Source organism: Diaphorobacter sp. ED-3 (assembly GCF_027625375.1).
Classification (GTDB): domain Bacteria; phylum Pseudomonadota; class Gammaproteobacteria; order Burkholderiales; family Burkholderiaceae_C; genus Diaphorobacter; species Diaphorobacter nitroreducens.
In genome coordinates this window covers 3,769,611-3,794,907 of the sequence record NZ_CP115182.1, presented here as the reverse complement: position 1 = coordinate 3,794,907, position 25,297 = coordinate 3,769,611, and the positions used below count along the sequence as shown (strand labels likewise).

The 25,297-nt window shown below is 65.8% G+C and carries 27 protein-coding genes; all 27 read left to right on the top strand.

The window, feature by feature from the left end:
• Positions 1–4: 4 nt before the first annotated feature.
• The 27 genes from PCQ86_RS18320 (at position 5) to PCQ86_RS18190 (ending at position 25,070) form a co-directional block, all read left to right on the top strand.
• Positions 5–310 carry a non-heme iron oxygenase ferredoxin subunit gene (locus PCQ86_RS18320; protein ID WP_270174419.1) on the top strand — a complete coding sequence of 102 codons (306 nt, stop codon included), beginning with the start codon at positions 5–7 and terminating at the stop codon, positions 308–310.
• Positions 310–1,527, top strand: coding sequence for an NAD(P)/FAD-dependent oxidoreductase (locus PCQ86_RS18315; RefSeq protein ID WP_270174418.1), 1,218 nt, complete (start codon positions 310–312; stop codon positions 1,525–1,527). Before PCQ86_RS18320 ends, PCQ86_RS18315 begins: the two co-directional genes overlap by 1 nt.
• A gap of 11 nt (positions 1,528–1,538) precedes the next feature.
• Positions 1,539–2,366: a cis-2,3-dihydrobiphenyl-2,3-diol dehydrogenase gene (gene bphB, locus PCQ86_RS18310; protein WP_270174417.1), complete on the top strand. Its 828-nt coding sequence runs from the start codon at positions 1,539–1,541 to the stop codon at positions 2,364–2,366.
• Positions 2,367–2,381: 15 nt separating this feature from the next.
• Positions 2,382–3,257, top strand: coding sequence for a biphenyl-2,3-diol 1,2-dioxygenase (gene bphC / locus PCQ86_RS18305; protein ID WP_270174416.1), 876 nt, complete (start codon positions 2,382–2,384; stop codon positions 3,255–3,257).
• A 121-nt stretch (positions 3,258–3,378) separates the two neighbouring features.
• Complete coding sequence (todJ, locus tag PCQ86_RS18300; protein WP_270174415.1) at positions 3,379–4,185, top strand: toluene degradation hydratase TodJ; 807 nt, start codon at positions 3,379–3,381, stop codon at positions 4,183–4,185.
• 108 nt (positions 4,186–4,293) lie between these two features.
• Positions 4,294–5,244: an acetaldehyde dehydrogenase (acetylating) gene (locus PCQ86_RS18295; RefSeq protein WP_270174414.1), complete on the top strand. Its 951-nt coding sequence runs from the start codon at positions 4,294–4,296 to the stop codon at positions 5,242–5,244.
• 10 nt (positions 5,245–5,254) lie between these two features.
• On the top strand, positions 5,255–6,313 hold the full coding sequence (dmpG, locus tag PCQ86_RS18290) for a 4-hydroxy-2-oxovalerate aldolase (RefSeq protein ID WP_270174413.1): 1,059 nt from the start codon (positions 5,255–5,257) through the stop codon (positions 6,311–6,313).
• Positions 6,314–6,332: 19 nt separating this feature from the next.
• Positions 6,333–7,964 carry an acyl-CoA synthetase gene (locus tag PCQ86_RS18285; protein WP_270174412.1) on the top strand — a complete coding sequence of 544 codons (1,632 nt, stop codon included), beginning with the start codon at positions 6,333–6,335 and terminating at the stop codon, positions 7,962–7,964.
• A gap of 131 nt (positions 7,965–8,095) precedes the next feature.
• The gene (locus tag PCQ86_RS18280) at positions 8,096–8,752 is read left to right on the top strand and encodes an OmpW/AlkL family protein (RefSeq protein ID WP_270174411.1); all 657 of its coding nucleotides are present in this window, start codon (positions 8,096–8,098) and stop codon (positions 8,750–8,752) included.
• 14 nt (positions 8,753–8,766) lie between these two features.
• Complete coding sequence (locus PCQ86_RS18275) at positions 8,767–9,177, top strand: ABC transporter substrate-binding protein (protein WP_270174410.1); 411 nt, start codon at positions 8,767–8,769, stop codon at positions 9,175–9,177.
• 3 nt (positions 9,178–9,180) lie between these two features.
• Positions 9,181–10,164 carry an acrylyl-CoA reductase (NADPH) gene (acuI, locus tag PCQ86_RS18270; RefSeq protein WP_270174409.1) on the top strand — a complete coding sequence of 328 codons (984 nt, stop codon included), beginning with the start codon at positions 9,181–9,183 and terminating at the stop codon, positions 10,162–10,164.
• Positions 10,165–10,327: 163 nt separating this feature from the next.
• The gene (locus tag PCQ86_RS18265; RefSeq protein WP_270174408.1) at positions 10,328–11,215 is read left to right on the top strand and encodes a LysR family transcriptional regulator; all 888 of its coding nucleotides are present in this window, start codon (positions 10,328–10,330) and stop codon (positions 11,213–11,215) included.
• Between the two features lie 285 nt (positions 11,216–11,500).
• The gene (locus PCQ86_RS18260; RefSeq protein ID WP_270174407.1) at positions 11,501–13,555 is read left to right on the top strand and encodes a conjugal transfer protein TraG; all 2,055 of its coding nucleotides are present in this window, start codon (positions 11,501–11,503) and stop codon (positions 13,553–13,555) included.
• A complete protein-coding gene (locus PCQ86_RS18255; protein WP_270174406.1) occupies positions 13,552–14,010 on the top strand; it encodes a CopG family transcriptional regulator in 459 nt (152 codons plus the stop codon). The genes PCQ86_RS18260 and PCQ86_RS18255 overlap by 4 nt, the downstream gene beginning before the upstream one ends.
• Positions 14,007–15,026: a P-type conjugative transfer ATPase TrbB gene (trbB, locus tag PCQ86_RS18250; RefSeq protein ID WP_270174405.1), complete on the top strand. Its 1,020-nt coding sequence runs from the start codon at positions 14,007–14,009 to the stop codon at positions 15,024–15,026. Before PCQ86_RS18255 ends, trbB begins: the two co-directional genes overlap by 4 nt.
• Positions 15,023–15,355 carry a TrbC/VirB2 family protein gene (locus PCQ86_RS18245; protein ID WP_270174404.1) on the top strand — a complete coding sequence of 111 codons (333 nt, stop codon included), beginning with the start codon at positions 15,023–15,025 and terminating at the stop codon, positions 15,353–15,355. The genes trbB and PCQ86_RS18245 overlap by 4 nt, the downstream gene beginning before the upstream one ends.
• Positions 15,352–15,636 carry a VirB3 family type IV secretion system protein gene (locus PCQ86_RS18240; protein WP_270174403.1) on the top strand — a complete coding sequence of 95 codons (285 nt, stop codon included), beginning with the start codon at positions 15,352–15,354 and terminating at the stop codon, positions 15,634–15,636. Before PCQ86_RS18245 ends, PCQ86_RS18240 begins: the two co-directional genes overlap by 4 nt.
• 13 nt (positions 15,637–15,649) lie before the next feature.
• Positions 15,650–18,091: a conjugal transfer protein TrbE gene (gene trbE, locus PCQ86_RS18235; protein WP_270174402.1), complete on the top strand. Its 2,442-nt coding sequence runs from the start codon at positions 15,650–15,652 to the stop codon at positions 18,089–18,091.
• Positions 18,088–18,819: a P-type conjugative transfer protein TrbJ gene (gene trbJ / locus PCQ86_RS18230; RefSeq protein WP_270174401.1), complete on the top strand. Its 732-nt coding sequence runs from the start codon at positions 18,088–18,090 to the stop codon at positions 18,817–18,819. Before trbE ends, trbJ begins: the two co-directional genes overlap by 4 nt.
• A 7-nt stretch (positions 18,820–18,826) precedes the next feature.
• Entirely contained in the window at positions 18,827–19,114 is a 288-nt protein-coding gene (locus PCQ86_RS18225) for an EexN family lipoprotein (RefSeq protein WP_270174400.1), read from the top strand.
• Positions 19,111–20,481, top strand: coding sequence for a P-type conjugative transfer protein TrbL (gene trbL / locus PCQ86_RS18220; RefSeq protein WP_270174399.1), 1,371 nt, complete (start codon positions 19,111–19,113; stop codon positions 20,479–20,481). Before PCQ86_RS18225 ends, trbL begins: the two co-directional genes overlap by 4 nt.
• Before the next feature lie 16 nt (positions 20,482–20,497).
• Positions 20,498–21,202 carry a conjugal transfer protein TrbF gene (gene trbF / locus PCQ86_RS18215; RefSeq protein WP_270174398.1) on the top strand — a complete coding sequence of 235 codons (705 nt, stop codon included), beginning with the start codon at positions 20,498–20,500 and terminating at the stop codon, positions 21,200–21,202.
• Positions 21,199–22,227, top strand: coding sequence for a P-type conjugative transfer protein TrbG (trbG, locus tag PCQ86_RS18210; RefSeq protein WP_407655051.1), 1,029 nt, complete (start codon positions 21,199–21,201; stop codon positions 22,225–22,227). Before trbF ends, trbG begins: the two co-directional genes overlap by 4 nt.
• Positions 22,228–22,229: 2 nt before the next feature.
• Entirely contained in the window at positions 22,230–23,501 is a 1,272-nt protein-coding gene (locus PCQ86_RS18205) for a TrbI/VirB10 family protein (RefSeq protein WP_270174397.1), read from the top strand.
• Positions 23,498–23,758 carry a DUF2274 domain-containing protein gene (locus PCQ86_RS18200; protein WP_270174396.1) on the top strand — a complete coding sequence of 87 codons (261 nt, stop codon included), beginning with the start codon at positions 23,498–23,500 and terminating at the stop codon, positions 23,756–23,758. The genes PCQ86_RS18205 and PCQ86_RS18200 overlap by 4 nt, the downstream gene beginning before the upstream one ends.
• Before the next feature lie 272 nt (positions 23,759–24,030).
• On the top strand, positions 24,031–24,531 hold the full coding sequence (locus PCQ86_RS18195; RefSeq protein WP_270174395.1) for a helix-turn-helix domain-containing protein: 501 nt from the start codon (positions 24,031–24,033) through the stop codon (positions 24,529–24,531).
• Positions 24,528–25,070 (top strand): hypothetical protein, encoded by a 543-nt coding sequence (locus PCQ86_RS18190; RefSeq protein ID WP_270174394.1) that lies wholly within the window; start codon positions 24,528–24,530, stop codon positions 25,068–25,070. Before PCQ86_RS18195 ends, PCQ86_RS18190 begins: the two co-directional genes overlap by 4 nt.
• Positions 25,071–25,297 lie beyond the last annotated feature (227 nt).

Here is a 25,297-nt window from a genome sequence, read left to right as displayed (position 1 = left end):
CATCATGCGGCAGTCTGACCTGCCGCCAGGCGAGATGCAGCGCCATGAAGGCGGCCCCGAGCCGGTGATGGTCTGTAACGTCGACGGCGAGTTCTTCGCAGTACAGGACACGTGTACGCATGGAAACTGGGCGCTGTCCGATGGTTATCTGGACGGTGGCATCGTCGAGTGCACGCTGCATTTCGGCAAGTTCTGCGTGCGGACCGGAAAGGTGAAGGCGCTGCCGGCCTGCAAGCCGCTCAAGGTGTTTCCCATCAAAGTGGAACACGGCGACGTGCACGTCGATCTCGACGCCGGCGAGGTGAAGTGATGGCGGTGCATGTGGCGATCATCGGCAATGGTGTGGCGGGCTTCACGACCGCACAAGCCCTGCGTGCCGAGGGCTTTGATGGGCGGATCTCGCTGATTGGAAGCGAACCGCATCTGCCCTATGACCGCCCGTCCTTGTCGAAAGACGTGCTCGGAGGCAGTCTCGAGCACCCCCCCGTATTGGCGGAGGCCGACTGGTACGGCGAGGCGCGCATCGAGATGCTGTCCGGCAGAAGCGTCACCGGCTTGAACGTGGACGCTCGAACGCTCAGCCTGGACGACGGAACCACGCTCGCTGCGGACGCCATTGTCATCGCCACGGGAAGCCGGGCACGAACGCTTGCGCTGCCTGGGAGTCAGTTGGCCGGCGTTGTCACGCTGCGCACCTACGACGACGTGCGGCCGTTGCGCCTGGGCTGGACCCCTTCAACGCGACTGGTGATCGCAGGTGGCGGATTGATCGGCTGTGAGGTCGCGACGACGGCGCGCAAGATCGGTCTGGCCGTGACGATTCTGGAAGCTGCCGATGAACTGCTGGTGCGTGTACTGGGCCGGCGCATCGGTGCCTGGCTGCGCGGCCTGCTGACGGAACTCGGCGTGCAGGTCGAGCTGGGAACGGGCGTGGCTGGCTTTTACGGCGACGAGCGGCTCGAAGAGGTACTGGCCAGCGACGGACGCCGCTTCGCTGCCGACAACGCGCTCATCTGCATCGGCGCCGAGCCCGCGGATCAACTCGCGCGTCAGGCGGGCCTGGCTTGCGACCGGGGCGTCATTGTCGATGACCACGGCGCGACGCTTGCCGAAGGGGTATTCGCAGTCGGCGATGCGGCCAGTTGGCCGCTGCGCGATGGCGGAAGGCGTTCGCTCGAAACCTACATGAACGCGCAGCGACAGGCCGCTGCGGTGGCAGCGGCCATTCTGGGAAAGCAGGGATCGGCGCCTCAGGTGCCCGTGTCCTGGACGGAAATCGCCGGGCATCGGATGCAGATGGCAGGCGATATCGAAGGACCTGGCGAGTTCGTCTTGCGCGGCACGCTGGGGGATGGCGCGGCCCTGCTGTTCCGGGTGCGGGACGGAAGGGTTCAGGCCGTCGTCGCGGTCGACGCGCCGCGTGACTTCGCGATGGCGGCCCGATTGGTGGAAGCGCGTGCGGCCATCGAGCCGGCACGGCTGGCAGATTTTTCAAACAGCATGCGGGATCTCGTGCGTGCACTTTAAGGAGACTGAGCATGAAACTCAAAGGTGAAGTGGCATTGGTGACCGGTGGCGGTGCCGGTCTGGGGCGAGCGATCGTGGATCGCTATGTCGCGGAAGGCGCCCGCGTCGCGGTGCTGGACAAGTCGGCGGCAGGCCTGGAGGAGATCAGGAAGCGCCATGGCGATGCCGTTGTTGGCGTGGAGGGCGATGTCCGGTCGCTTGACAGCCACCGCGAAGCCGTGGCCCGCTGCGCCGAGACCTTCGGCAAGCTCGACTGCCTGGTCGGCAATGCCGGCGTCTGGGACTACCTGACCCAACTGGCGGACATTCCCGACGACGGGATCTCGGAGGCCTTCGACGAGATGTTCGCGATCAACGTCAAGGGCTACATCCTGGCCGCCAAGGCCGCGTTGCCCGCGCTGTACAAGAGCAAAGGCAGTGCGATCTTCACCGTGTCGAATGCCGGTTTCTACCCTGGAGGCGGTGGCGTTCTCTACACCGCGGGCAAGCATGCCGTGATCGGACTGGTCAAGCAGCTCGCGCATGAATGGGGGCCTCGCATCCGTGTCAACGGCATTGCCCCTGGAGGGATCCTCGGCAGCGACCTGCGCGGGCTCAAGACGCTGGGTCTGCAAGGCCAAACCATTGCGACGATGCCGCTGGCCGACATGCTCAATCCCGTTCTGCCGACCGGACGGGTGGCCACGGCCGAGGAATACGCCGGAGCCTACGTCTTTTTCGCGACGCGCGCGGACACGGTTCCGCTCACCGGCAGCGTGCTGAACTTCGACGGCGGCATGGGCGTGCGCGGCTTGTTCGAAGCCAGTCTTGGCGCGCAGCTCGATAAACACTTCGCTTGATAAAGGAGAAATGACATGAGCATTCAAAGACTGGGCTATATGGGCTTCGAAGTTGCGGATGTGCCTGCGTGGCGCTCTTTCGTCACCGGCAAGCTAGGCGCGATGGAAGCCTCCGCCAGCGAGACGGAGGCAACGTTCCGGATCGACTCGCGCGCCTGGCGGCTGTCGGTCAACAAGGGCACGGCGGACGACTATCTGTTTGCCGGCTACGAAGTGGACAGTGAGACAGGCCTGCAAGAGGTCAAGGAGAGCCTGGAGGCCCACGGCGTTGCCGTCAAGGTCGAAGGTGCAGAGCTGGCCGCCAAGCGCGGTGTGCTCGGGCTGATTTCCTGTTCCGATCCGTTCGGCAATCGGGTCGAGGTCTACTACGGTGGCACCGAACTGTTCGAGCGGCCGTTCGCTTCGCCCACCGGCGTCACGGGATTCCAGACCGGCGATCAGGGCATCGGCCACTATGTGCTGAATGTCCCGGACGTGGACGCAGCACTCGCCTTCTATACCAAGGGGCTGGGTTTCCAGCTTGCCGACGTCATCGACTGGACGGTTGGCGAGGGGATGACCCTGACCGTCTACTTCCTCTACTGCAACGGCCGCCACCACACCTTCGCCTTTGGCAAGCTGCCCGGGCCGAAGAAGCTCCATCACTTCATGCTGCAAACCAACAGCATGGACGACGTTGGCTTGGCCTACGACAAGTTCGATGCAGACCGCGCGATCGTCATGACGCTCGGCCGGCATACGAACGACCACATGGTTTCGTTCTACGGGGCCACGCCTTCGGGCTTCGCGGTCGAGTATGGCTGGGGTGCCCGCGAGGTGACTCCCCGCTGGTCGGTGGTGCGCTACGACCGCATCAGCATCTGGGGGCACAAGTTCCAGCCGCCAGCATGAACCGCGAGCCTGGCGGGGCGTCAGGCTGACCTCCGCCTGCACCCGCCTATGCAGTCGATCCCGACCGACAGGGCAGGGCACACGGAAATCACAGAAGACATGAACCGAGGAGAAATATCGAATGAGCAAACCGGATACGGTGCCGACCAGCGCGGCAAGTGAAGTCGCCGACCTGTTGTACGAGGCCGCCCGGACCGGGGTGGCCGTGGCGCCGGTACGCAACCTGATCGGCGAGAAGGATCTCGAGGCAGCCTACGCGGTGCAGGAGATCAATACCCAGCGGGCGCTGGCGGCGGGGCGACGCCTGGTGGGGCGCAAGATCGGACTGACCTCCGTGGCCGTCCAGAAGCAGCTCGGGGTGGGACAGCCGGACTACGGCATGCTGTTCGCCGACATGGCACGTACCGAGGGTGAAGAGGTCTCCCTCAAGGACGTGCTTCAGCCCAAGGTCGAAGCCGAGATTGCCTTTGTATTCGGCCGTGACCTCGAAGGCGATCAACTGACCGTGGCAGATCTCTTTCGCGCCATCGAGTTCGCGGTTCCGGCGATCGAGATCGTGGGTTCGCGGATAGCCAACTGGGATATCCGCATCACCGACACCATTGCCGACAACGCCTCATCGGGGCTGTACGTGCTGGGTTCCACGCCGAAGCGGCTAAGTGACTTCGATGCGCGCCAGGCAGGCATGGTGATGGAACGGCAAGGCACGCCGGTGTCCTCTGGCGCAGGGTCGGCCTGCCTGGGTTCGCCGCTCAACGCAACGCTCTGGCTGGCCAAGGTCATGGCCCGGGCCGGTCGTCCGCTGCGTGCTGGCGATACCGTGCTTTCCGGTGCGCTGGGGCCGATGGTCGCCGTGGCGGGGGGCGATGTATTCGATGTACGCATAGCCGGACTTGGATCGGTGACCGCCGCCTTCGCGAAGGAATAAGTCTGTGCGAACGATCCCATTCACTGCCGGGGTCATCCCGGTCTCGCGCATACAGCAGCAGGCCTTGCGACCCGACGCGATGGCGAACTGATTCCAAGGAGCATCACCATGACCCGAAAACTCAAGGCTGCCATCATCGGCAGCGGCAATATCGGCACCGACCTGATGATCAAGATCCTCAGGCATGGCCAGCACATCGAAATGGGCGCCATGGTCGGCATCGACCCTGCCTCCGACGGCTTGGCGCGCGCGCAGCGCATGGGCGTGGCCATCACCCACGAAGGCGCCGAAGGCTTGACGCGCCTGCCGGTGTTCGCCGACATCGACGTTGTGTTCGACGCCACCAGCGCCGGCGCGCACGTGAAGAACGACGCCCTGCTGCGCCAGCACAAGCCCGGACTGCGCATGATCGACCTGACGCCGGCGGCCATCGGCTCCTATTGCATCCCGGTGGTCAACGGCGAGGCCCACCTTGACGCCAACAACGTCAACATGGTCACCTGCGGCGGCCAGGCCACCATTCCGATGGTGGCGGCGGTGTCGCGCGTGGCCAACGTGCACTACGGCGAGATCGTCGCCAGCATCTCCAGCAAGAGCGCGGGCCCCGGCACGCGCGCCAACATCGATGAGTTCACCGAAACCACGTCGAAGGCCATCGAGGTGGTCGGCGGCGCGGCCAAGGGCAAGGCCATCATTGTCCTGAATCCGGCCGAGCCGCCGCTGATCATGCGCGACACGGTCTATACCCTGAGCGACTTCGCCGACACCGACAAGATCGAGGATTCGGTGCAGCGCATGGCCGCCGCGGTGCAGGTCTACGTGCCCGGCTACCGCCTGAAGCAGCGCGTGCAGTTCGACCGTATCGAATCCGACCGGCCGATTCGCATCCCCGGCGTGGGCGACCGTCTCACCGGGCTGAAGACCTCGATCTTCCTGGAGGTCGAAGGCGCCGCCCACTACCTGCCGGCTTACGCCGGCAACCTGGACATCATGACCAGCGCCGCGCTGCGCACCGCCGAGAAGATGGCCGAGCGCTTGCTCGCCACCCTGGTTGCCTGAGGACACTTCCATGACACAGAAGAAGATATACATCTCTGACGTGACGCTGCGCGACGGCAGCCACGCCATCCGCCACCAGTACAGCGTTGAGAACGCCAGGACCATCGCCCGCGCGCTGGACGAGGCGAAGGTGGACTCCATCGAGGTCGCCCACGGCGATGGCCTGCAGGGCGGCAGCTTCAACTACGGCTTCGGCGCCCACACCGACCTGGAGTGGATCGAGGCCGTGGCCAGCGTGGTGAAGCACGCGAAGATCGCCACGCTGCTGCTGCCGGGCATCGGCACCATCCACGACCTGAAGGCCGCCTACGACGCCGGCGCGCGCATCGTGCGCGTGGCCACGCACTGCACCGAAGCCGACATCTCCAAACAACACATCGAGTACGCCCGCCACCTGGGCATGGAGGCCGTTGGCTTCCTGATGATGAGCCACATGAACACCCCGCAGGGCCTGGCCAAGCAGGCACAGTTGATGGAAAGCTACGGGGCAACCTGTTGCTACGTGGTCGACTCCGGCGGCGCCTTGTGCATGGATGACGTGCGGATGCGGTTCCGCGCCTTCAAGGACGTGCTCAAGCCCGAGACCGAAACCGGCATTCACGCCCACCACAACCTGAGCCTGGGCGTTGCCAACAGCATCGTGGCCGTGGAGGAAGGTTGCGACCGCGTCGATGCCAGCCTGGCCGGTATGGGCGCTGGCGCTGGCAACGCGCCGCTGGAGGTGTTCATCGCCGCCGCGGAACGCCTCGGCTGGGCTCATGGCTGTGACTTGTACAAGCTGATGGATGCGGCCGACGACATCGTGCGCCCGCTGCAGGACCGCCCGGTGCGGGTGGACCGCGAGACGCTGGCGCTGGGCTACGCCGGCGTGTACAGCAGCTTCCTGCGCCATTCGGAGGTGGCGGCCCAGAAGTACGGCTTGAAGACCGTGGACATCCTGGTGGAACTCGGAAAGCGCCGCATGGTCGGCGGCCAGGAAGACATGATCGTCGATGTCGCGCTGGACCTGCTCAAGCTGCAGAAGCACGAGCGCATCCATGCAGAGCCGGTTTCCAGCGAGGCGGGATGACGCCGTCAAGGGCACGATCATGGACACTACCGGACTGGAACGCAACGCGGCCAACCATGCGCCGCTCACTCCCCTCGTCTTCATCCGTCGTGCGGCCGAAGTTCACGGTGACCGCACGGCCATCGTCTATGGCAACGTGCGGCGCAATTGGCGCGAGACCTGGGCCCGTGTGCGGCGCCTTGCATCGGCCCTTCGTCGGCGTGGCATCGAGCCCGGCGACACGGTGGCGGCTTTGCTGCCGAACACGCCGGAGATGATTGAACTCCACTTCGCCGTGCCGTTGGCTGGCGCGGTGCTCAATGCGCTCAACACGCGTTTGGACGCAAACAGCATCCGCTACATGCTCGAACACGCCGAGGCACGAGTACTGCTGGTTGATCGCGAGTTCGCGCCGCTGGCCGACGAAGCCATCCGAGGCTGCGGGCAGTCGCTGCTCGTGGTGGATGTGGCTGATGCATCGTTTGGCGGCGAGCCGGCCGCGAGTGCCACAGTCGACTATGAAACGCTGCTGGCAGACGGCAACGAGCGTTTCGACGGTGTGCCCATCGCTGATGAATGGGATGCGATCTGCCTGAACTACACGTCGGGCACGACGGGCCGGCCAAAGGGCGTGGTCTACCACCACCGCGGGGCGTACCTCAACGCGGTGAGCAACATCCTGGAGTGGGATCTGCCGAGGCATCCCGTCTACCTGTGGACGCTGCCTCTGTTTCACTGCAACGGCTGGTGCTTTCCCTGGACCATCGCCGCGCGGGCCGGCGTCAATGTCTGCATGCGCAGGGTGGATGCGGAGAAAGCGCTGGCACTGATCGCAGAGCATCGCGTGACGCACTACTGCGGCGCACCGATCGTGCACAAGCTGCTGGCCAGCGCTCCCGCATCCTGCCGCGCGCACATCAGTCATCGGGTACATGCCATGGTGGCAGGCGCCGCGCCGCCTGCTGCACTGCTGGCGGAGATGTCGAGGATGGGCTTCGAACTGCGGCACGTCTACGGCCTGACGGAGGTCTATGGTCCCGCCGCCGTGTGCGAGCCGCAACTCGAATGGGATGGTCTCGATCCGGACGAACTGGCGCGCCTGAACGCCCGGCAAGGGGTGCGCTACCACTTGCAGGACGCCGTGGATGTGGTCGATCCAGAGACCATGGCGCCTGTGCCGGCGGACGGCGAAACGATTGGCGAGGTGGTTTTCCGCGGCAACATCGTCATGAAGGGGTATCTGAAGAACCCCGGAGCCACTGCGGATGCATTCGCCGGGGGCTGGTTCCGCACCGGGGACTTGGCGGTCAAGCATCCAGACGGCTATCTGAAGGTCAAAGACCGCAGCAAGGACATCATCATCTCCGGCGGCGAGAACATCTCGAGCATCGAGGTCGAAGATGTGCTGAGCCTTCACCCGGCAGTGCTGATGGCTGCGGTCGTGGCCTGTCCTGACGCGCACTGGGGCGAGACGCCCGGTGCTTTCGTCGAGCTGCTTCCCGGCGCCTCGGTGTCGGCGGAGGAATTGCGAGATCACTGCCGCCTTCACCTAGCCGGATTCAAGTTGCCGCGCCGATTCGAGTTCGGTGAATTGCCCAAGACGTCCACCGGCAAGGTCCAGAAGACCGTGCTGCGCGAAAAGATCAAGGCGGTGCACGCAATCGACGTTTGATCTGCCTTACGACAGTCTGCGCCAACGCTTCAAGTCAAGGCCGGCTTGCAGACGGAATGCAGGTCCGCGTCATTCAAACAGGTTCATCAGCATCGCTCTTTCGAAGCGATATCACACAAAGGAGGCACCTTATGTCAAAGCTGTTCTGGATGCGCATTGCATCCGCATTCTCGATGATGCTCACCCTGACCGCTCACGCGCAATCGGCCGACAAGAAGTTCTGGGCGCACGTCGGCCCGGTCGGGGTTCAGTTCAATACCGATACGCGACTGGTTGTCGCGGGCGCCCCTGTCAATGGCGCCAACGCCGATGCCAAGAACAATGTTTCGCTGGGCGTCGAGATAGGCTACGAAGTGGCTCCGTCCGTCATCGTGTCGCTGACCGCGGGCTTGCCGCCGACCACCACCTTGATCGGAAAGGGCGGCCCAGTCGATGGCTTGCAACTGGGCCGAGTGAAGTACGGTCCTGCGGTGCTGTCCGCGCACTATCACTTTGACGCCGGTTCGTTCAAACCCTATGTGGGAGCCGGCATCAACTACACGGCCGTACTGGAGTCCAAGGACGGTGCGGTCGCGGAGCTGGACGTGAAGAGTGCATGGGGCAGCGTGCTGCAGGTGGGGGTCGATGTGCCACTGTCCAACGGATGGGGGCTCTTTCTCGATATCAAGAAGATCTACGTGAAGACGACGGCCAGGGGCACGGTTCCTGCGTTCGGTGGCCCACCCGCGGAAGCCTCGATACGCCTGAACCCGCTGCTGGTCCATGCCGGCATTAGCTGGCGCTTCTGATTGGTTCCATTCAGATGGACGGACTCCATTCTCATTTGACCTCCCTCCCGGTCGTGAGGGGCGTGCGGCAGCGCATCCGAGCCTTGGGTGCGGCGCTTCTCTTCGCAGTTCTCGTGTGCAGCGTGTACGCGGCAGAGAAAGAAATCGTCGTTGCCCAAGTCGCGCCTTTCAGCGGTCCTGTGTCGTTCTACGCACGAGAAACTCAGTTGGGCGCGGCGGCCTATTTCTCAGCTGTCAACGCGAAGGGCGGTGTGCGTGGGGCCAAGATTCGCTTTGTCACCAGAGATGACGGATTGGATCCAACAAAGACCGTTGCGTTGTTTCGCGAGGTGGCCGGGGGCGAAGCGCCGGTCTACTCGCCTTGCAGCATTGATCATCCTTCTTGTGCACGTCGCGACTCTTCAATCACTTTGTCAGGGCAGTAGGCAATGTTCAAAGCCATCCTCATCGAAAAAGACGAATCCGGCTATCGCGCCACCTTGCGTGACATAGACGAAGGAATACTGTCGCAAGGCGACGTGACCGTGCAGGTTGAGCGCTCTACGCTGAACTATAAGGATGGGCTCGCCATCACTGGCAAGGCACCCATCGTCAAGCGCTTTCCAATGGTGCCAGGCATCGATCTATCTGGCACGGTGATCAAAAGTCAGCACCCGCGCTGGCAGTCAGGTGACCGCGTTGTGCTGAATGGCTGGGGCGTTGGTGAAGCGCATACGGGCGGTTTGGCACAGCGTGCGCGTTTGAGCGGCGATTGGCTTGTCCCGCTACCAGATGCGTTCACACCGGCGCAGGCGATGGCGATCGGGACTGCCGGCTACACCGCGATGCTGTGTGTGCTGGCGTTGGAACGGCATGGCGTCAAGCCCATAGATGGGCCTGTGGTGGTCACAGGCGCCGCAGGTGGTGTCGGCAGTGTTGCGGTGACTTTGCTCAGCCGGCTTGGCTATGCGGTAGCAGCGGTAACCGGGCGGCCACAGGAGGCCGATTATTTGAAGCAACTCGGAGCCAAGGAGATTCTGGCGCGGACTGACTTCAGTGCGCAGGGAAAGCCGCTGGAAGCGGAGCGCTGGGCAGGAGCCGTTGATACTGTCGGTAGCCACACGCTGGCCAATATTTGCGCGCAGATGAAGTATCGCGGCACTGTGACCGCCTGCGGGTTGGCCGGAGGCAGGGATTTTCCGGCGACGGTCGCTCCGTTCATTCTGCGCGGCGTGACGCTGGTGGGTATTGACAGTGTGATGTGCCCTCTGCCAGAGCGCCTGCTGGCTTGGCAGCGATTGGCGCGCGACCTTGATGTGACACAGCTGGCGTTGATGACGCGTGAGATTGGTCTCGGCGAGGCCATTGCCACTGCCTCCGAATTACTCGCCGGGCAAGTCCGTGGTCGCGTTGTGGTGGACGTAAACCGCTGACACAGAAGGCGCGAGAAGAAAGCCGGAGAAGGCCTTATCACGAGGCGACCGAAATGGGGTCACCAACATGCAGATTGGGTAGTCGCAGAATAGGTTCCCCCGAAGCATTGGTGAAGGTTCAGGGTGTGGACTTTTGAGTTTTTGATCTAAGGGGGAAAAGTGCGTGATCGAACTTCGCCACCTGCGCTACTTCATCGCTGTGGCGGAAGAACTGAACTTCACTCGGGCGGCCGAGCGCGTGCACATCGACCAGACGCCGCTGTCGCGCGCTGTGCGCGACCTGGAGGATGAACTGGGCGTGCAGCTGTTCGTGCGTAAGCCGCGCCAGCTGCTGCTGACCCCGGCTGGGGCGCGGCTGCTGGAGGAAGCGCGCAAGCTGTTCATCCGCTTCGAGCGGACCAAACGCGCTGTGCGCCAGACCCACTCCCTCTACCAGGCACCGCTGCGCATCGGCGTGGCCGATGGGATCTCGCAGCCTTTGCTTTCGGAGTGCTTCCTTCGTTGGCAGAGCGTTGCACCGGAAGTGCCGCTGGAGTTGATCGAGATGCGGGCGCGCGAACTGGCGGCCGCCTTGAAGCACGAAGATCTGGATATCGGCTTCTCGTTTGGCGTTCCCGAAGATGACGCGATCGCCCAGCGGCCGGCATGGAGGTACCGGCTCATGGCGATGCTGCCCTGTACCCATGAACTGGCTTCCCGCTCGGTGGTCTCGCTGCGGGAACTGCTGGCGTTTCCGCTGCTGTCGTGCAGTGAAGACCGCCTGCCGGGCATGTTTGCGCAGATGCGCGATATCGTGCGCCGCCACACGGAGCAGACCACCGTCGCCGACGTGGCATTTACAGCGCAGGGCTATGTCACCCGCATCGCTGCTGGCGTGGGGGTGGGACTTGCGGATGCGGGCCATGCCCAGACCTTGCATCGCAGCGACGTCGTGGTGATCCCGCTCGCGGAGGAGGAGCAGATCGTCACCTACGTGCTGCACAAGCATCAGCGCTTCGGCATCGCGGGGCCGGTGCAACGTTTCCTTACCCACGTCAGCACTCTGTCATAAACGTTACGCAACCCGGTGCTCCAGGGCATGGTCGCCTCTCCATCGGCCTTGGACTGTATGGCTCGCAGCGGAGATGCTTCATAGCCTGCGAAGCCGCGGGCCACCATGTCATCTGCTCCCAGGATTCCAGCCAGCCACCTGCGTTTTCTCTGACGCATCCGCCAGCCTGCGCTGCGCTACGCCCAGATGGGTGGCCTGTGCGACGCATCAATTCCAAACTCCTGCGATGCGTGCTGTGGGCACGCACGCACATGGCGCGCGCAGGCGCCGAAGGAACCAGCGGGCATGGCATCTCGATCCTATATCGGCGAGCACGGCGCATCCAGCGGGCACACGGGCATCCTGTTCGGCCAGATCGCGGCTGTCACGGCTGTTGCCCTGGGCGGCGTGTGGGCCGCCACGCAGTGGAGCGCACACGCGCTGGGCTACCAGGCGCGCTTGGGGCCGCCGTGGTTCTTCGCGGCGGATGTGCCGGTCTACGAACCCTGGAAGCTCTTCGAATGGTGGTACTGGTACGACGCTTATGCGCCAGAAGTGTTCTTGCGCGGAGGTGTCATCGCGGCGTCTAGCGGGTTGCTGGCCACGGGCGTGGCCATCAGCATGGCGGTATGGCGCTCGCGCATGGCCCGGCGCGTTACCACTTACGGCTCGGCCCGCTGGGCCGAGCACGAGGAGATAGCCAAGGCCGGGCTGACCGGCCCGGCAGGTGTCTTTCTGGGACGTGCGCCATCGAAGGAGGGCAGTTACTTGCGCCACGAGGGCCCGGAGCACGTGATGGCCTTCGCGCCCACGCGCTCGGGCAAGGGCGTCGGTTTGGTTGTGCCCACGCTGCTGTCCTGGCATGGCTCGGCCGTGATCCATGACATCAAGGGCGAGAACTGGCAGGTGACGGCCGGCTGGCGCTCGCGCTTCTCGCACTGCCTGCTGTTCAACCCGACCGATGCGAAGTCGGCAGCGTACAACCCCCTGCTCGAAGTGCGGCGCGGCGCGCACGAGGTGCGTGATGTGCAGAACATTGCGGACATCCTGGTGGATCCCGAAGGCGCGCTGGAGCGGCGCAACCACTGGGAGAAGACTTCGCACGCGCTGCTGGTCGGCGCCATCCTGCACGTGCTCTACGCCGTGGAAGACAAGACCTTGCGCGGCGTCGCCAACTTCCTGTCCGATCCCGCGTGCCCGTTCGAGGTGACATTGCACCGGATGATGACCACGCAGCATCTGAGCGATCAGGTGCACCCCGTCGTGGCCTCGGCCGCGCGTGAGGTCCTCAACAAGAGCGATAACGAGCGCTCGGGCGTGCTGTCCACCGCCATGAGCTTCCTGGGCCTGTACCGTGATCCGACGGTGGCCGAAGTCACCTCGCGCTGCGACTGGCGCATCGCAGACCTGATCTCGGCCGAGCATCCGGTGTCGCTGTACCTGGTGGTGCCGCCCTCGGACATCAGCCGCACCAAACCTCTGATCCGGCTGATCCTCAACCAGGTGGGCCGGCGCCTGACCGAATCGCTGGACGGCTCGGACGGCATCGCGCGGCGCCACAAGCTGCTCTTGATGCTCGACGAGTTTCCTGCGCTGGGCCGCCTGGATTTCTTTGAGTCGGCTTTGGCTTTCATGGCGGGCTATGGGCTGCGGGCCTTCCTGATCGCGCAATCGCTCAACCAGATCGACAAGGCCTATGGCCCGAACCACTCCATCCTCGACAACTGCCACGTGCGCATCGCGTTTGCCACCAACGACGAGCGCACGGCCAAACGGATCTCGGATTCGCTGGGCACCGCGACCGAGTTGCGTGCGCAACGCAACTACGCGGGGCACCGGCTCGCACCGTGGCTGGGGCACCTGATGGTGTCGCGCCAGGAGACGGCGCGCCCGCTGCTCACGCCCGGCGAGGTGATGCAACTACCGCCCGACGATGCGGTGGTGATGGTGTCGGGCCACCCTCCAATCCGTGCGAAGAAGCTGCGCTACTACCTGGACCGCAACTTCACGGCCAGAGTATCGCCAGCACCGGTCCTCGCGGGTGGGGTCTATGCGGATCGGCCCGTGGTGCGCCTGGACGACTGGAGCACGCTGCCCGTGCTTGTGGTTCAGTCAGCTGCAGGGGCCGGCGACGCTGCCGGCCTTGCCGACGAGGGCGGCCACCAGCTCAAGCCGGAATTGGAGGTGGTGGAGAAACCCATGCATGAGCCCGATGCCGGCGACCTGATCCTGCTCGACGACGAGCGCGATGACGATGGCGCGCCGCTGCTGCCGCGTGATTTCGACCGCCAGTTGGAGCGCGACTTGGTGCGCACTGCGCGTCTGGCCGCCCTGGACCCTGACGACGGGATCGCCCTATGACCCGCGCTCGCCTGAATATCTTCGTTGAGCCCGAGCATGCGAAGCGCCTGGAGGACTTCGCCGCGCACCGCGGGGTTTCGAAGTCGTCGGTGATCGCGGCAGCGCTGGCCTCGTTCCTGTCGCCCGATGCCATGGACCAGCGCGAGGCGGCCATGGCCAAGCGCTTGGACCGGCTCTCGCGCCAGTTCGACCGACTGGAGCGCGACCAGTCCATCCTGATCGAGACCCTGGCGCTGTACCTGCGCCATTACCTCACCCTGGCACTGCCGGTGCCCGAGCACCAGCAAGACGCCCTGCGCGCGCAGGGGCGAGCGCGCTATGCCCAGTTCATCGAACAGCTCGCGCGTCACATCCAGCGTGGGCGCAGCCTGGTGCGCGAGATCCATGAGGAGATGGGCCCGTCGGAGGAGGCTGCGCCAGTTGGAAACGAAGGCAATGGGGAGGGTATCGCATGAAACGCATCGACGGTTTGCCTGGCGATGAACCCGCTCAGCGCCGCATTCGCATGCTGCGCACTGCCATGGGGCAAGAGATCGCGGAAGCGCTCGAAGATCCTGAGGTGGTCGAGGTGCTGCTGAACCCGGACGGCTCGCTCTGGGTAGACCGGCTGGGCACCGGCCGCTCGCCCACGGGGCACGTGATCCCGCCGCCGGTGGCCGAACGCATCATCCGTCTGGTTGCCGCTCACGTGCGCGCCGAGGTGCATTCTGGCGCGCCGCTGCTGTCGGCCGAACTGCCCGAGACGGGCGAGCGCTTCATGGGTGCCTTGCCGCCCATCGTGCGTGCGCCGTCCTTCGCCATCCGCAAACGGGCGCTGCGCATCATGACGCTGGCCGACTACGTGGCCGATGGCGTCATGACCGGTGAACAGGCGGCCTTCCTGCGACAGGCCGTGCGGGAGCGCCAGAACATCGTCGTGGCCGGCGGCACCAGCACCGGCAAGACCACGCTGGCGAACGCGCTGCTCGATGAGATCGCGGTCACCGGCGACAGGGTGCTGATCCTCGAAGACACGGTGGAGCTGCAATGCCGCAGCGACGACTTTGTTGCCATGCGCACCGAACCGGGCGTCAGCACGATGGCCGACCTGGTACGCGCCACGCTGCGGCTGCGGCCGGACCGCATCGTGGTGGGCGAGGTGCGGGGCGCCGAAGCGCTGGACCTGCTCAAGGCCTGGGGCACCGGCCACCCCGGCGGCGTCGCCACCGTGCATGCGGGCTCGGCCCATGGCGCGCTCACGCGTCTCGAACAGCTCGTGCAGGAGGTCAGCGTGACCGTGCCGCGCGCACTGATCGCCGAAGCCGTGCACGTGATCGTCTTCATCGCCGGACGCGGCCATGCGCGCCGCGTGCGCGAGATCGTGCGCGTGATCGGCCACGGCAGCCAGGGCTACCAGCTCGATGCCTCTCTGGGGCCTGCGCTCCCCTCTATTTCCACACCACCGTCATCCACCACAGGAGAACCGACATGACGATTCCGCGTCTATCCGTAAAGCCGTATCTGCCAGCAGCGGCTCTGGCCGCATTGCTTCTGGTCGTGGCGCTGCCCGCGCACGCGGCCGGCTCCAGCATGCCCTGGGAGGCGCCGCTGCAGTCCATCCTCGAATCCATCCAGGGGCCGGTGGCCCGCATCGTGGCGGTGATCATCATCATCGCCACGGGGCTGGCGCTGGCCTTCGGCGATACCTCGGGCGGGTTCCGCAAGCTGATCCAGATCGTCTTCGGGTTGTCGATCGCCTTCGCGGCGTCCTCGTTCTTCCTGTCGTTCTTCTCGTTCTCGGGCGGGGCGGTGCTGGCATGAGCGCGCAGGGGATCGCTCCTGGGTTCGAGGTGCAGGGCTTTGAGGTTCCTCTTCACCGTTCGCTGACAGAGCCCATCCTGCTCGGCGGCGCGCCGCGCACGGTGGCGATCGCCAACGGCACGCTGGCCGCCGCCGTGGGCCTCGGGCTGCAGCTGTGGATTCCGGGCCTGGTGCTCTGGATCGCCGGCCATTCGCTGGCGGTCTGGGGCGCGCGCATGGATGCGCAGTTCATGGCCGTGTTCGCGCGGCACATCAAGCACCGTCCCTTGCTGGACGTGTGAAGGAGAGGCCGCTATGCTGAACCTCACCGAATACCGCCAGCGCCCGGCGCTGCTGGCCGACTGGCTGCCCTGGGCCGGCTTGGTCGCACCGGGTGTCGAGTTGAACAAGGACGGCTCGTTCCAGCGCACGGCGCGCTTTCGCGGACCGGACCTGGACAGCGCGACGCGGGGTGAACTCGTTGCCACGTCGGCGCGGCTGAACAACGTGCTGCGCCGCCTGGGTTCGGGCTGGGCGCTGTTCGTGGAAGCCGAGCGGTGCGAAGCCGCGGACTACCCCGAATCGTCCTTCCCGGAGCCGCTGTCATGGCTGGTGGACGAGGAGCGGCGCGCCGGCTTCGAGGATGCCGGGAGCCATTTCGAGAGCCACTACCACCTGACGCTGCTGTACCTGCCGCCGGAGGAATCGAGGGCGCGCGCGGGCCGGCTGCTGTACGAGAACCGCAAGACCGAAGGCGTGGACTGGCGGGAGCGTCTCGAAGCCTTCGTCGCCGAGTCCGAGCGCTTCCTGGGGCTGCTGGAAGGCGTGATGCCTGAGATCGGCTGGCTGGACGATGCGCAAACGCTGACCTATCTGCATGGCTGCATCTCGACGGCCCGGCATCCGGTGACCGTGCCCGAGGTGCCGATGCACCTCGATGCGCTGCTGGCGGACCGTCCGCTGGTGGGAGGGCTCGCGCCCATGCTGGGCGATGCCCATCTGCGCGTGCTGACGATCCGCGGCTTCCCGACCTCGACCTGGCCAGGGATCCTCGACGACCTCAATCGCCTGGGCTTCGCCTACCGCTGGAGCACGCGCTTCCTCTGTTTGGACAAGGCAGAAGCCGAGAAGGAACTGGGCCGCCTGCGCCGCCAGTGGTTCGCCAAGCGCAAGAACATCGTCGCGCTGCTGCGCGAGACGATCTTCAACCAGGAGAGCCCGCTGGTCGATACTGACGCGAGCAACAAGGCGTCCGATACCGACGCGGCGCTGCAGGAACTGGGCAGCGACCAGGTGGCCTTCGGCTACGTCACCGCCACCGTGACGGTGATGGACCGGGATGCTGCTGCCGCCGATGAGAAGCTGCGACAGGCCGAACGCGCGATCCAGGGGAGGGGCTTCGTCACCATCCCCGAGACCTTGAACGCCGTGGAGGCCTGGCTGTCCTCGATTCCGGGCAACGTCTACGCCAATGTGCGCCAGCCCATCATCTCGACGCTGAACCTCGCGCACCTGATGCCGCTGTCGGCCGTGTGGGCCGGGCAGGAGCGCAATGCACACCTCGACGGGCCGCCGCTGATCGTGACGCGCACCGACGGCGCGACGCCGTTCCGGCTGGTCACGCACATCGGGGACGTGGGCAACACGCTGCTGGTCGGCCCCATCGGCATGGGCAAGTCGGTGCTGCTGGCGACCCTGGCGCTGCAGTTCCGGCGCTATCCCGGCTCGCGCATCCTGGCCTTCGACATGGGCCGTTCCATTCGCGCCACCGTGCTGGGCCTGGGCGGCGATCACTACGACCTGGGCACGGATCCGGAGGATGGTGGAGCGATCGCCTTCCAGCCGCTCGCGCGCATCGACCGGGAGGGCTACCGCGCCTGGGCGGCCGAGTGGATCGAAGGGCGGCTGCTGCAGGAGGGCGTGGCCGTGGGGCCGCCCGAGAAGGATGCTGTCTGGTCGGCGCTGAACAGCCTGGCCAGCGCCCCGGTGGAGCAGCGCACGATGACCGGCCTGTCGGTGCTGCTGCAGAGCAACGCGCTGCGCCAGGCGCTGGCGCCCTACGTGCTGGGCGGCGCCCATGGGCGGCTGCTCGATGCCGATGCCGACCGGTTCGGCACGGCGGACGTGCAGGGCTTCGAGATGGAGGAACTGATGCCCAGCAAGGCCGCGGTCATGGCCGTGCTGGGCTACCTGTTCGCACGCTTCGGCGAGCGCTTCGACGGCGCGCCCACCCTGCTGATCCTCGACGAGGCCTGGCTGTTCCTGGATGACCCGGTGTTCGCGGCGCGCATCCGCCAGTGGCTCAAGACGCTGCGCAAGAAGAACGTGTCGGTCATCTTCGCCACGCAGAGCCTGGCGGACATCAAGGATTCCGCGATCGCGCCCGCGATCATCGAAAGCTGTGCGAGCCGCATTTTTCTGCCCAACTCGCAGGCGACCGAGCCACAGATCCGGGTGATCTACGAAGGGTTCGGGCTGAACAGCCGGCAGATCGACATCGTCGCTACGGCTCAGCCCAAGCGCGACTACTACTACCAGTCGCGGCTGGGCAATCGTGTTTTCGAGCTGGGCCTGGGGCCGGTGGCGCTGGCCTTCGCCGGGGCATCCACGCCAGAGGACCAGCGGGCCATCGATGCGGTGGTCTCCGCAGCCGGTGTGCCTGGCTTCGCATCGGCCTGGCTGCGCCATCGTGGCCTGGACTGGGCCGCCGATCTCATCCCTTCGTTTCCTTCACCACTTCAGGAGAACACGCCATGAAGAAGACTTTGCTTTCCCTCACCGCTGCCGCGCTCTTCGCGGCGGCTCCGGCCGCGCATGCGCAGTGGGTTGTGATCGACCCCACGAACCTCGCGCAGAACATCCTCACCGCCGCCAACACGCTGGAGCAGATCAACAACCAGATCCAGCAACTGCAGAACGAGGCCCAGATGCTGATGAACCAGGCGCGGAACCTGACCGGGCTGGATTTCAGCGCCTTGTCGCAACTGCGCTCGGCGCTGTCGGCGACGAACCGGCTGATCCGGCAGGCGCAGGGCCTGGCGTTCAACGTGCAGCAGATGGAGGTGCAGTTCAGCGAGCTGTATCCCGAGTCCTTCAGCGCTTCCGTCACCAGTGCCCAGATGGTGTTCGATGCGCGCAGGCGCTGGACCAACTCGCTGGAAGCGCTGCGCACCGCGACCCAGGTGCAGTCCCAGGCGGTGCAGAACTTCGCGGCGGACGAGCAGGCGCTGGCGGAGCTCGTGAACCGCAGCCAGTCCGCCGTGGGCGCGCTGCAGGCCATGCAGGCGACGAACCAGTTGCTCGCCTTGCAGTCCCGGCAGGCGATCCAGGCGCAGCAGCTGCAGCTCACGCAGGACCGGGCCGTCGCGCTGGAGCAGGCACGGCAGGTGGCCGTGCACGAGCGGGCCCGGGAGGTGCGGCGCCGCTTCCTGGGCAGCGGCACGCCGTACACGCCCCAGCCGGTGAATTTCTACGGCAACCCGTGAGGACACCATGAACAGACTTCTTGCCCTTACCGTAGCCCTCACGCTCGCTGCGTGCAGCAAGCCCGACCCCGTCGAATCGGTCGAATCGCTGGTCGCCAATCCCGAGCGCCTGAAGGAACTGCGCGCCGCCTGTAAGGCAGATCACGCCAAGGCGGGTGATGCGCAGTGCAACGCGGTGGCCGAGGCGACGCGCCAGCGCTTCATGCGGCCGACGCCCTCGCCGTACGCGAACGACCCCGTGAAGCCACCGCCGCCGCCCGCGTCGCCACCGGCGGCGAAGGACGGACCGCCGTGAACGACGTCTCGGTCATCGACCGCTTCCTGGACGTCTTCTCGCGCTACATCGACTCGGGCTTCGGCCTGCTGGGCGGGGAGGTCGCCTTTCTCACCGCCACCTTGGTGGCGATCGACATGACCTTGGCGGGCCTGTTCTGGGCCATGGGCCACGCCTCGGGCCAGGGTGACGACGTGATGGCCAGGCTCATCAAGAAGGTGCTCTACGTGGGTGCCTTCGCCTACATCCTGGGCAACTTCAACCGGCTCGCGGGCATCGTCTTCAACTCCTTCGCGAGCCTGGGCCTCACGGCCTCGGGTTCAGGCCTGTCGCAGGGACAACTGCTGCAGCCCGGACGTCTGGCGCAGGTGGGCATCGACGCGGGCCGGCCGATCATGGCGCAGCTCAGCGATCTGACGGGCTTCCCGGAGGTGTTCGCCAACCTCGACGTGATCGCCGTGCTGTTCCTCGCGTGGCTGGTGCTGATCGTGTGCTTCTTCGTCCTCGCGGTGCAGCTTTTCGTGACACTGATCGAGTTCAAGCTGACCACGCTCGCGGGCTTCGTGCTGGTGCCCTTCGCGCTCTGGAACAAGACCTCGTTCCTGGCCGAGAAGGTCCTGGGCAATGTGATCTCGTCCGGTATCAAGGTGCTGGTGCTCGCGGTGATCGTGGGCATCGGGACGGGGCTTTTCAGCGAGTTCACCGTGGCGCCAGGTGCGGACCCCAGCATCGATCATGCGCTGGTCATCATGCTCGCGGCGCTGGCCATGTTGGGCCTGGGGATCTTCGGGCCGGGGATCGCGACCGGGCTGGTGTCCGGCGCACCGCAGCTCGGCGCCGGGGCCGCAGCCGGGACAGCCATCGCGGCAGCGGGACTCGCTGTGGCCGGCGGAGCCGCCGTGGCGGGGGCGGGCTCCGCCGTCGCCGCGGGAGCCCGCATGGCGCCAGGAGCTGCGCGCGCGGCCATCGGCGGCGGTGCAGCGGCCGCGCGTTCGGCTTCCGCGTTGGCCAGCGGCGCCAAGGGCGCCTACCAGGCCGGCGCGGCCGCATCAGGCGGGGGGGCGGTTCGCGCAGCCGGTGCTGGCGTTGCCCATGTGGCGAAGGCCGGCGCCGCAGCTGTGGGACAGCGCATCGCTTCCGGTGCGAAGGCGGTCAAGGACCGCGCAGTCAACTTCGTGGCCGATACGGCGGCGCCGGCCACCGCTTCCGCAGCCAGTGCCGAGGTCGAGGCCTCGCCGGCTTCTGCCTCCGAACCCGCCTGGGCGCAGCGCATGCGCCGCAAGCAGCAGGCGACCCATGCGGCCATGACCACCGCGCACGTGCTGCGCTCGGGCGACCACGCGGGCGGCGGGACTGGCCCCAGCCTGCGCGACGACTCCAGTTCTTGACTTGAAAGGAATCTCCATGCGTTTCAAACGCCCCCTGGTGCGGTATTCGGACAGCCCCGTGCCTGCCACGCCGTACCAAGCTGCCGGCCAGGTGTGGGACGAGCGCATCGGCTCGGCCCGGGTGCAGGCACGGAACTGGCGGCTCATGGCCTTCGGTTCCTTGTCGCTCGCGTTGCTGATGGCTGGCGGCCTGCTGTGGCGCTCGGCGCAGTCCATCGTCACACCGTACGTCATCGAGGTGGACCCAGCCGGGCAGGTGCGGGCGGTGGGAGAAGCCGCTACGCCCTACAAGCCCAGCGACGCGCAGACGGCGCACCACCTGGCGCGCTTCATCTCGCTGGTGCGCTCCCTGTCCATCGATCCCATCATCGTGCGGCAGAGCTGGCTCGATGCCTACGACTACACGACCGACCGGGGGGCGGCCACGCTCAACGACTACGCCCGCGCGGCCGACCCGTTCTCGCGCGTGGGGCAGGAGTCCGTCACGGTGCAGGTCAACAGCGTCGTGCGCGCGAGCGATTCATCGTTCCAGGTGCGCTGGGCCGAGCGGCGCTACGTCAACGGCGCGGCCGCCGGGCTGGAGCACTGGACCGCTGTGCTGTCCATCGTGCTGCAGACGCCTCGTACCGAGGAGCGGCTGCGCAAGAACCCCCTGGGCATCTACGTCAACGGGCTGTCGTGGAGCCGTGAACTCGACGCCTCGCAAGGAGCAAAGCCATGAAGACACATTTGCACAAATCCGTACTGCCGGGGATCCCGCTGGCCGCATTCATGTTCCTCGTCGGCTGCGCCACGCAGGGCAAGCCGCCGCCGGTGATCTCGCTCGATGAGCCGGTGGCCGTTACGGCACAGCCGCTGCCCGACCCACCCAAGCCGATGGAGGTGGTTGCCGTGCCCCAGCCGCTGGCGCTGCCAGCGCAGTTGAAGCCCTTGCCGGAGATCGCGGAAACCAGGCCTGTGCCCGAATCGGCCGACGAGAAGATACGGGTGTCGCGCGCGAACGAGGAAGCGCGCGTGGCGCCCACGCGCGAGGGCTACGTCAATGCGATCCAGGTCTGGCCGTACAGCGACGGTGCGCTGTACCAGGTCTATGCGGCGCCAGGCCGCGTGACGGTGGTCTCGCTGCAGGCCGGCGAGGAGCTTGTGACAGTGGCCGCCGGCGACACGGTGCGCTGGATCGTGGGCGACACGTCCAGCGGCAGTGGCGATGCGTTGCGCGTCAACGTGCTGGTCAAGCCGGTGCGCTCGGGTTTGAAGACCAATCTGGTCATCACGACCAACCGGCGCACCTACCTGATCGAACTGACCTCGACCGAGAAGGTCTGGATGGCCTCGGTGTCCTGGGACTACCCCAAGGACCGCATGCTGGCCCTGCAGCGACAGGCGCACGCAGCGCAGGCGAGCGCGCCGGTCGATACCGGGTTGTCGCTGGAGAAGATCCGTTTCCGCTACGCGGTCAGCGGCAGCAATCCGTCGTGGAAGCCGCTGCGCGCCTTCGACGATGGCGAGAAGGTCTACATCCAGTTCCCGGCGGGCATTGCCCAGGGCGAGTTGCCGCCGCTGTTCGTGATTGGCGCGCAGGGCGACGGGCAGTTGGTGAACTACCGTTTCCGCTCGCCGTACTACGTCGTGGACCGGCTGTTCGGCGCGGCCGAACTGCGCCTGGGTGCCGACAAGGGCGACGTGGTGCGCATTGAACGCACCGATGGTGTGTCCGCTGCGTCGGCTTCGGTGCAAAGGGACTGACTATGAGCCAGGACGACACTTCCGGAATTGCCGCGCCGCCGGCGGGCAAGGTGGCACCCGAGGCGGTGGCGCTGCGCGCCCAGCCGCGCCCGGTGATGCGCCTGAACCGGCGCATGCTGGCGGTCCTGGCCGGTGGCGTTGCCGTGGCCGTGCTGGGCGCCACCATGTGGTCATTGCAGCCGCGCCAGCGTGGCGCCGGTGAGAACACCGAGCTTTACAACGTGGATCGCGTCTCGCGCTCCGATGGATTGAGCCAGCTTCCGTCCGACTACTCGAAGCTGCCGCCCTCGGTGCCCGAACTGGGGCCACCGTTGCCGGGCGATCTGGGGCCGGCCATCGTGAGGTCGCAGTCGCCGGTGGTGGCCAGCTATTCGCCGCCTGGTCATGACCCGGCTGCCGCCGAGCGCGATGCGTTGCGCAAGGAGGCCGATGCGGCGGCGGCTTCGTCGGTGTTCTTCCGGTCGGGCAACCAACGCGCGGCTGCGGTACCGGCGCAGGTCGCTGCGGCGCCAGCTTCCCGCCTCGCGGGCTTCGACCCGTTGGAGGCTGGTCCGGCTTCGACGGCCGCGCAGGCAGATCCGACAGCGGTGCAGAACCGGCAGGACCAGAAAGAGGCTTTCCTGAAAACCGGCTCCACGGAGACCCGCAATTCCGGCAGCCTCAAACTGCCGGCCTCACCGTACCAGGTGATGGCAGGCACGGTGATCGCGGGCGCGCTGGTGACGGGCATCAAGTCGGACCTGCCGGGTGACGTGATCGCCACCGTGACCGAGCCGGTCTACGACACGGCCACGGGGAAATACCTGCTGATCCCGCAGGGCTCGCGCATCCTGGGCAAGTACAACAGTCAGGTGAGCTACGGTCAGAGTCGCGTGCAAGTGGTGTGGAGCCGGGTCATCCTGCCGGACATGTCCTCGTTCCAGTTGGACAACCTCGTGGGCACGGACCCGGCCGGCTATGCCGGCCTGGAGGATAGTGTGGACTGGCATTGGGACCGCGTGTTCGCCGGCGCAGCGCTGACCACGCTGCTGGGCATCGGAGCCGAGCTGGCGGCACCCGAGAACCGCCAGGATGGCAACCGGGTGGTGATTGCCGGGCGCGACGGCCTGCAGGACAGCGTGAACCAGGTCGGACAGGAGATGACCCGGCGCAACATGAACATCCAGCCGACGCTGACCGCGCGGCCGGGGTTGCCGGTGCGCTTGCTTGTGAGCCGAGACATCGTATTGCGACCCTACCAGCCGCTGTTTTTCCAGAGGGGAGGAAGTCAATGAGCAAGGCAGGCCATCGCCTGAGCCTGGGGCCGATACCGAGGCCCGATGCGGTCAAGCTCACGATCACGCTGTCGGCGGAGCTGAAAGCGCAGCTCGATGCTTACGCGGAGGTGCATGGACGGATGCACCAGGCACCGGTGGATGCGGTGGCGCTGATCCCGCACATGCTGGCGGCGTTCATCGCGCGGGACCGGGGATTCAAGTCGAGGCTGAATGGCAAAAACCCAGCGGCCAAGGCTCAGACGCCTGCGGCGTGAGCTGGCTTGTTGTTTTCTGGCGCTGGCCACCATCTAGAATTTCGCCTATGGGGGGTGTTGATGCCCTCCAGTGGAAGGTGGCGTCGCCTCCCACCTGGGCGGTGTGTGCGCCCCCCGAAGAAGGATGCAGGGTAAGCACATCAAGCGATAGCACACGGAACATAGATAAGCGGGTGGGAGGTGCAGGTGCCTCCCTGGGGTACGGCCTGATCTCCGGGATCGCGGCCTTGGCTTGCTTATGCTGAGAGCCATCGAACGAACTGGAGATTGTCATGAGCGTTGCAGCAGTCGCACCTGTACCCGAGCTGGAATCCGATCCGAAGGCCGCGGTGCGAGAAAACGAAAAGAAATGGGGCAAGCCCCTGATGGATGCCGGCTGGACCTGCATTCCCAGCACCATCATCCTGCGTCAGCAGGCGCTGGGCCTGGACCCGGTTGACATGAATATCGTGCTGGTGATCGCGGCGCACTGGTGGAAGGCCAATCAGCTCGCATTTCCGTCCAAGAAGCTGATCGCCGACACGATCGGCAAAGACCCGACCACGGTGCGCCGGCGGCTGGCAAAGTTGGAAAAGGACGGAATGATCGAGCGCATCCTGCGGCCGCAGCCGGGCGGGCGCCACAACTCCAATGAGTATCGACTGACTGGCCTGATTGCTGGGGCGGAGCCGCTTGCGAAGGAGGAAATCGCCAAGCGCGCCGAGGGCAAGACTTACCGGAAGGCGCGTGCGGTCAAGAAGGGACTGGGCCTCGTGTCCGTGGTCAAACCATGATCGCATGGAGGCCATTCGTCCATGAGGGCACGAACTACGACCTGTCCCACCTGCACCCCTTCGTGCATACGTTCGAGCAGGCCGCACAGGCCGGCAAACCGGCGCGCGTTTATCCGGTCCAGGTGATCTTCAGCCTGCATTGCTTCACGCGCGGCGCGGACGGGATTGAGGACCCGAAGGGGCCACTGGGGTACGCGGATTCGCGCGAGACGCGCGTCTTTGATTTCGGGCGCTACGCACAGTCCCAGCAGTTGCCCGAGATCGTGCGTGCCTTGCCCACATCACCGTGTTTCCACACGGACCACGGCAACTTCTTCACAGTGAGGCTGCTCAACGCGGCGACTGGACAGGAGGACACCTACGAGGTGTACTTCACCGCCTCGCGGTCCAGCTCGAAGGCTGTCCCGTTGAACCTGTTCGTGCAGAGCGCCTACGTGCGCGACAGGCTGCATACCAACAGGCCGTCGCGCAAGAAGATCGGGTTCTTCGTGATCCTGCACAACACGCTGAACGGCCGGCCGATCAAGGCGCCGAAATGAAAACGCCCTCCACAGGGGAGGGCGTTGGAAAAAATCGGACCTCTTGGCTATCCCTACGCTTGGGTGGGGGCCCCTTACGGGGTGGGATCAACGCACAGCTTTCGCTGCTCCGTTCATACGCTGATGCATCGATGATAGCGCATCGGGGAGGACCACGCAACCGCCTCTGGGGGGCGCGGACGCCCGCCAGGGCGCTTGCCGGGGTTCGCCGCCGCCCTCTCTGGTGG

Excerpts from the sequence above, each read along its gene's own strand:
- PCQ86_RS18320 (WP_270174419.1), top strand. The coding sequence starts at position 5 with ATGCGGCAGTCTGACCTGCCGCCAGGCGAGATGCAGCGCCATGAAGGC.
- PCQ86_RS18315 (WP_270174418.1), top strand. The coding sequence starts at position 310 with ATGGCGGTGCATGTGGCGATCATCGGCAATGGTGTGGCGGGCTTCACG.
- bphB (WP_270174417.1), top strand. The coding sequence starts at position 1,539 with ATGAAACTCAAAGGTGAAGTGGCATTGGTGACCGGTGGCGGTGCCGGT.
- bphC (WP_270174416.1), top strand. The coding sequence starts at position 2,382 with ATGAGCATTCAAAGACTGGGCTATATGGGCTTCGAAGTTGCGGATGTG.
- todJ (WP_270174415.1), top strand. The coding sequence starts at position 3,379 with ATGAGCAAACCGGATACGGTGCCGACCAGCGCGGCAAGTGAAGTCGCC.
- PCQ86_RS18295 (WP_270174414.1), top strand. The coding sequence starts at position 4,294 with ATGACCCGAAAACTCAAGGCTGCCATCATCGGCAGCGGCAATATCGGC.
- dmpG (WP_270174413.1), top strand. The coding sequence starts at position 5,255 with ATGACACAGAAGAAGATATACATCTCTGACGTGACGCTGCGCGACGGC.
- PCQ86_RS18285 (WP_270174412.1), top strand. The coding sequence starts at position 6,333 with ATGGACACTACCGGACTGGAACGCAACGCGGCCAACCATGCGCCGCTC.
- PCQ86_RS18280 (WP_270174411.1), top strand. The coding sequence starts at position 8,096 with ATGTCAAAGCTGTTCTGGATGCGCATTGCATCCGCATTCTCGATGATG.
- PCQ86_RS18275 (WP_270174410.1), top strand. The coding sequence starts at position 8,767 with ATGGACGGACTCCATTCTCATTTGACCTCCCTCCCGGTCGTGAGGGGC.
- acuI (WP_270174409.1), top strand. The coding sequence starts at position 9,181 with ATGTTCAAAGCCATCCTCATCGAAAAAGACGAATCCGGCTATCGCGCC.
- PCQ86_RS18260 (WP_270174407.1), top strand. The coding sequence starts at position 11,501 with ATGGCATCTCGATCCTATATCGGCGAGCACGGCGCATCCAGCGGGCAC.
- PCQ86_RS18255 (WP_270174406.1), top strand. The coding sequence starts at position 13,552 with ATGACCCGCGCTCGCCTGAATATCTTCGTTGAGCCCGAGCATGCGAAG.
- trbB (WP_270174405.1), top strand. The coding sequence starts at position 14,007 with ATGAAACGCATCGACGGTTTGCCTGGCGATGAACCCGCTCAGCGCCGC.
- PCQ86_RS18245 (WP_270174404.1), top strand. The coding sequence starts at position 15,023 with ATGACGATTCCGCGTCTATCCGTAAAGCCGTATCTGCCAGCAGCGGCT.
- PCQ86_RS18240 (WP_270174403.1), top strand. The coding sequence starts at position 15,352 with ATGAGCGCGCAGGGGATCGCTCCTGGGTTCGAGGTGCAGGGCTTTGAG.
- trbE (WP_270174402.1), top strand. The coding sequence starts at position 15,650 with ATGCTGAACCTCACCGAATACCGCCAGCGCCCGGCGCTGCTGGCCGAC.
- trbJ (WP_270174401.1), top strand. The coding sequence starts at position 18,088 with ATGAAGAAGACTTTGCTTTCCCTCACCGCTGCCGCGCTCTTCGCGGCG.
- PCQ86_RS18225 (WP_270174400.1), top strand. The coding sequence starts at position 18,827 with ATGAACAGACTTCTTGCCCTTACCGTAGCCCTCACGCTCGCTGCGTGC.
- trbF (WP_270174398.1), top strand. The coding sequence starts at position 20,498 with ATGCGTTTCAAACGCCCCCTGGTGCGGTATTCGGACAGCCCCGTGCCT.
- trbG (WP_407655051.1), top strand. The coding sequence starts at position 21,199 with ATGAAGACACATTTGCACAAATCCGTACTGCCGGGGATCCCGCTGGCC.
- PCQ86_RS18205 (WP_270174397.1), top strand. The coding sequence starts at position 22,230 with ATGAGCCAGGACGACACTTCCGGAATTGCCGCGCCGCCGGCGGGCAAG.
- PCQ86_RS18200 (WP_270174396.1), top strand. The coding sequence starts at position 23,498 with ATGAGCAAGGCAGGCCATCGCCTGAGCCTGGGGCCGATACCGAGGCCC.
- PCQ86_RS18195 (WP_270174395.1), top strand. The coding sequence starts at position 24,031 with ATGAGCGTTGCAGCAGTCGCACCTGTACCCGAGCTGGAATCCGATCCG.
- PCQ86_RS18190 (WP_270174394.1), top strand. The coding sequence starts at position 24,528 with ATGATCGCATGGAGGCCATTCGTCCATGAGGGCACGAACTACGACCTG.